Origin of the sequence: Brevibacillus sp. SKDU10 (assembly GCF_001645205.1) — a bacterium.
GTDB lineage: Bacteria > Bacillota > Bacilli > Brevibacillales > Brevibacillaceae > Brevibacillus_B > Brevibacillus_B halotolerans.
This window is the reverse complement of the sequence record NZ_LSSO01000030.1, coordinates 1-6,065: the sequence shown is the minus strand read 5'-3', so window position 1 is coordinate 6,065 and position 6,065 is coordinate 1. Positions and strand designations below refer to the sequence as shown.

Annotated in this window: 2 protein-coding genes; both read left to right on the top strand. The window is 42.9% G+C overall.

Annotation, left to right across the window (positions count from 1 at the left end; genetic code table 11):
• A partial coding sequence (locus tag AYJ08_RS03405; RefSeq protein WP_157452774.1) for an SDR family NAD(P)-dependent oxidoreductase occupies positions 1 to 1,139 on the top strand: 1,139 nt, incomplete at its 5' end.
• Between the two features lie 43 nt (positions 1,140 to 1,182).
• Positions 1,183 to 6,065 (top strand): beta-ketoacyl synthase N-terminal-like domain-containing protein (locus AYJ08_RS03400; protein WP_064016592.1); only part of this gene is annotated, 4,883 nt, incomplete at its 3' end.

Sequence of the window (6,065 nt, the reverse complement as noted above, 5' to 3'; positions counted from 1 at the left end):
TGCCATCCCTAACAGACGACAGCATCATCGAGGGACAGGAAAAAGGGGTAATTTATCTCTTTACAATCATCAAAAGCCTGTTAGCCCTAGGTTACGATAGGAGACAAATAGGCTGGACGGTTATTACCCAAAAAGCACAGCCTCTTCATAAATACGATGAGGTAAATCCAACCCATGCCAGTATTCACGGCTTAATGGGGACGCTGGCCAAGGAATATAGCCATTGGAAAATCCGAGTCATCGACCTAGAATCCCTAGCGATCTGGCCGATGCAGGAGCTGTTTGCCCTGCCAAGTGATGCAGACGGGAACCCTTACGTTTATCGAGAACAGCAATGGCATCAGCAGGAGCTGGTTCCTGTACGTTATAACCAGCAGGAGGAAACGCTGTATAAAACCGGTGGCGTGTATGTCGTGATTGGAGGCGCCGGGGGAATTGGCGAGGTATGGAGTGAATACGTGATTCGAATGTACGAAGCTAAGGTGATTTGGATTGGCAGAAGAGAGAAGGATGCCAATATTCAAGCAAAGATAGACCGACTAGCATCAATCGGCCCTGCACCTAGCTATATCGTGGCAGATGCAACAGACCAAGAAGAGCTGTACCGAGCCTACGAAGAAATAAAACAGCAATACGGCCCCATTCATGGAATCGTCCATTCAGCCATCGTGTTGCTGGATAAAAGTCTGGCGAATATGGAGGAGGAAAGATTCCGAGCTGGGCTTCGTGTCAAAGTAGACGTGAGTGTGAATATAGCAGAGGTATTTCAGGATGAGCCGCTTGATTTCGTGTTATTTTTCTCATCAATGAATTCGTTTGTAAAAGCCGCTGGACAAAGCAATTATGTAGCAGGCTGTACCTTTAAAGATGCTTTTGCCAGTCAATTAGCCCTGGAATGGCCATGTGCCGTAAAAGTGATGAACTGGGGGTATTGGGGAACGGTAGGTACGGTAGCGTCAGAGGAGTATCAAAGACGGATGAAAAGCAGAGGGGTTGGTTCGATTGAGCCTCCAGAAGCAATGAAAGCATTAGAAGCTCTCTTGGTCGGACCGATGAACCAGTTAGCGTTTGCAAAAATGACTACATCTTCAACTTGGGTTGAAGTTAATCGAAGAAAGTGTATGACGATTTATCAATAAAAAATTCGTATTCGTCAAAAACCAATCAATGGAGAGATAAAACATGAAAAATGATGATCAATTCATTTATGTGACGAAGCAATTGGGCGATATGGATAAGCTTCTCATCAAATTAATGTGGGAAAAATGTAGAGGGATAAAGATGTTTCCATCTAACTCCTTCGATCCAGCAACTGTCATAACAAGAATAGGAATCATCGATTTATATAAAAAATGGGTAGATGAGACGTTTGCTATATTTACGAGGAGCGGGTATTTATCATTTGACGGTGAAACGTATACGGTCACGAAAAATACATCTATTGAAGATACCAGCTCTTGGAAAGAGTGGGAATACAGAAGAGAAGAGTGGCTAAAAGATGATAACCTAAAATCCCAGGCTGTATTGGTAGAGACGATGCTAGGTGCGTTACCTGACATACTCACAGGGAAACAAACTGCCACCGATATCATGTTTCCCCAGTCATCTATGACTTTGGTGGAAGGAGTATATAAGCACAATTTACTGGCAGATTACTTTAATGATGTACTCGCTGAAAAAATAGTCGCGTTTATGCAGGAACGTATCAATCAAAGCAATGTTACAAGTAAATCAATCCGAATCTTAGAGATTGGAGCCGGGACGGGAGGAACCAGTGCTAGTGTTCTTCCCAGACTAAAGCCGTTTCAGGAGTATATCGAGGAATATTGCTATACAGATCTTTCTTTGGCTTTTCTTAGACATGGAGAGAAGGAATATGGCCCAGAGTATCCATTTGTCACATTTAAGATTTTTAATATTGAACAGCCTGTTGCCACTCAGGATATTGATCCGAACGGATATGATTTGGTCATTGCTACAAATGTTGTGCATGCCACGAAACATATCCGTCATACGCTACGAAATGTAAAAGCGGCAATGAAAAACAATGGTTTATTACTATTAAATGAAATTGCTGATCGTTCTGTGTTTACACATCTTACCTTTGGCTTTTTACAAGGCTGGTGGATGTATGAAGATACAGCTCTACGTATTCCGGGCTGTCCAGGCTTATATCCAGATAGCTGGAAAAAGGTACTAAAATCGGAAGGATTCCATTCTATTGACTTCCCTGTGGATGAAAAAAACGATTATAAGCAACAGATTATCTGTGCAAAAAGCGATGGAGTCACCTTACAGCTTCAAGACCTCGGCCCTGTTACAGCTATGGCAGACAACAAACAAGACGAGAGAAAGACACTGTTTGCTCATAAGGAGCATCAACAAAAGCAGTCTGAATGGGAAAGGCCGAAAGACAAGCTGGAGCATATGGATATAACGGATCAAATGATAGAGGAGCATCTTATCCAGATAATCCGAGAAAGCATTTCTGAAGAATTGAAGATCAATGAGACAATGATTCACAATGATCAGAGTTTTTCGGAGTACGGTGTAGATTCCATTATAGGCATTCAACTTATTCAGCGCATTAATAATAGATGTCATACACGGCTACAAACGACTGTTGTCTTTGATTATAATAACGTGAATCAATTGGTTCACTACATGATAACGGAATATAGACAGACACTAGAAGCTCTATTGGATATACAAAAACCTATGGATGTCTCAAGCTCAATTAAGTGGAACAAAGAAGAGGACATGCAAAACAGTCAACGAACAGTAACCGCAACTAGCGAAAAAAGGATCCAAAAAAGTGATTCTATAATAGCTGGCATGAATCATTCGAATGAACATTCATCCCTTATTAGGGAACGTGCTAAGTTTCATAGGGTGCTTATTGAATCCCCAGGAGGAATCGATGATATTCAGATTGTAGAGTCAGATATTTTAGAATTGAAAGAAGATGAGGTAAGAATTTCAGTTCGAGCTTTTTCCTTAAATTTTGGGGACCTATTATGTTTACAAGGCTTATACCCGACTATGCCCCCCTATCCGTTTACTCCTGGATTTGAAGCTAGTGGTGTAGTAGTTGAAGTGGGGAGTGCAGTGAGCACGATCCGTCCTGGAGATGAGGTTGTGTATTGCGGGGGAGAGAATTTGGCTGGACAGGCCAGTTTACTTACATGTAAGGCAGCCTATGTTTTTCCTAAGCCGTCTTCGCTGTCCTTTGAGGAAGCGTGCTCCTTACCTGTTGTATCAATGACGGTGATAGCTGCTTTTCGTAGAGCGCAGGTTAAGAAAGGCGAAAAAATTCTTATTCAAACAGCGACGGGCGGAGTTGGACTTATTGCTGTCCAACTGGCTAAGCATTACGGAGCTGAAATTTATGCGACTGCAAGCTCTGAGCATAAGCTAGAGTATGTAAAGCAAATGGGTGTGTCGCATGCGATTAATTACATGGAGTCTGATTTTGAGCAAGAAATCTATCGACTGACGAATGGTAAGGGTGTTGATGTCGTCATCAATACGTTAGCAGGAGATGCTATTCAAAAAGGCTTAGGCTGTCTAGCAAGAGGTGGTAGATACATTGAAATTGCGATGACAGCACTGAAAAGCGCCCGAGACATTGATTTGTCCATTTTAAACAACAATCAATCTTTTATAAGCCTTGATCTGAGAAAATTGATGCTGGAGCAGCCTAATGCACTACGTGATTATCGAAACGAGATGCTTCGATTAATGAAGGACAATGTGATTCAGCCGACTATCTATAAAGTATTTTCTTTTGACGAGATAAAAGAAGCGTATCAGTGTATGAAAAATCGAGAGAATATCGGAAAAATAGTCGTGCAGCTACCGGAGCGATACCAATATAAACCAGCCTTAGCTATTCAGAGAGAACCAATTGCGATTATTGGGATGAGTGGAAGATTTGCAAAATCTAAAACGGTTCATGAGCTATGGGAGCATCTATCAAAGGGCCATGACCTCGTAGAAGAAGTATCGCGTTGGGATCTCACACAGTATTACGAAGAAGGTGCCTCCTATTGTAATCAGGGCAGTTTTGTTGATCGAATCGACCAATTTGATCCACTCTTCTTTAATATTTCAGGTGTTGAGGCCATGTATATGGACCCGCAGCAACGAATCTTTTTGGAGGAATCCTGGAAAGCATTAGAGGATGCTGGATATGCAGGAGCGGGAGTTCAGGGTAAAAAGTGTGGAGTGTATGTGGGCTGTAGCGGCAAAGACTATCAAAATTTATTCGATACGAAGCCTCCTGCCACTTCGTTTTGGGGAAATGCGGCTTCCATCATTCCGGCACGCATTGCATACTATCTCGATTTACAGGGTCCGGCGATAGCTGTAGATACCGCGTGTTCTAGTTCGTTAGTAGCGATCCATCTTGCTTGTCAAAGTCTTTGGACAAAAGAAACAGAGATAGCATTGGCCGGCGGTGTATTCCTTCAATCGACCCCTGCTTTTTACCTGGAGTCGAATCGAGCAGGGATGCTGTCTCCTGTTGGTCGCTGTCATACCTTTGACGAACGGGCGGATGGTTTTGTTCCCGGTGAGGGAGCGGGGGTCATCATACTGAAACGTTTGTCTGATGCCATCGCGGACCGGGATCATATTTATGGAGTGATTCGTGGTTCGGGAGTCAATCAGGATGGGAGTACAAATGGCATTACCGCACCTAGCGCCAAATCGCAAGAACGATTGGAGCAAGAGGTATATGATACCTTTAACATTCAGCCCCGACACATTCAAATGATCGAGGCCCATGGAACAGGGACGAAGCTGGGGGATCCAATCGAATTTCAGGCCTTGACGCGAGCATTTACGAAATACACGGATGAAAAAAATTATTGTGCAATCGGATCAATAAAAAGTAACCTTGGACATTTAGCCTTTGCGGCCGGAGTCACAGGCATCATTAAAATTTTATTGTCTTTACAGCACAAACAGATCCCACCAACGCTACATTTTCAGAAGGGAAATCCAAATATCGAGTTTGAAGATAGTCCCTTTTATGTCAATACCGCACTGACAGAGTGGACGGCTGAACCAAACAAGAAACGCTGTGGAGCTATTAGCTCATTTGGATTTAGTGGAACAAATGCACATATGGTTATCGAAGAAGCGCCGAGAAGACAGCTAACACCTTCACCAAAACCAGGCTATTTACTAACATTATCCGCTCGAACACAAGACCAGTTAGAGCAACAAGTAGAACAGATCATTCAGTATTGTGAAAAAGCAGAGCAGGTTCACTACGGAAATATGAGCTATACCTTATTGCTGGGAAGAAAGCACTTTAATCACCGCTTAGCCTTTGTAGTTCACGAGCGCAATGAACTCGTAGATGTCTTGAAAAGATGGCTAGAAAAAGGAAAAGCACCAGATGTATATACCTCTATCGTAAATAAAAATGAACAACGCGAGCAAATCGCCTTAAAGCGCTACGGAAATGAATGCTTACGAAATATAAATGGGGATATGACTGCAAATGAATATATTGAACAACTGTCTATTCTCGCGTCCTTGTATACCCAAGGGTATGAATTAGATTTTGAGCATCTATTTGAAGAAGATCACTTTGCGAGAATCCCGCTTCCAACTTATCCGTTTGCTAAGGAGTTTTACTGGGTGCCTGAAAGAGACGCGGATGCCATTGGGTACGACAATAAAGCATGTCAGGGACCATCCAATGAATTGCCTTCATTAGTGCCACCACATACATCCGAGGTACAAGAAGAAGTGAGCCAGTCTGATAAGCTTTCCGCGATTGATGAAGAAGGTATTATGGTAGCGCCCGTTTGGGAGCCACTTTGTTATGACAAGCAACAAATGATTCCTGCGCTACATGAAAATCTCGTCATAGTCGGAGGCAATGAAAGCATATGGAATGAAATCCGAAAGCAATACCCGCATGCGCATGTGCTATCCATTCATCATGATCATTCAGTTGAGGAAATGGTCCAGATATTCAGCCAGTTCGATCCCATCGATCATATGCTATGGATTGCACCAGAGGAGCAGCTGCCATCCCTAACAGACGA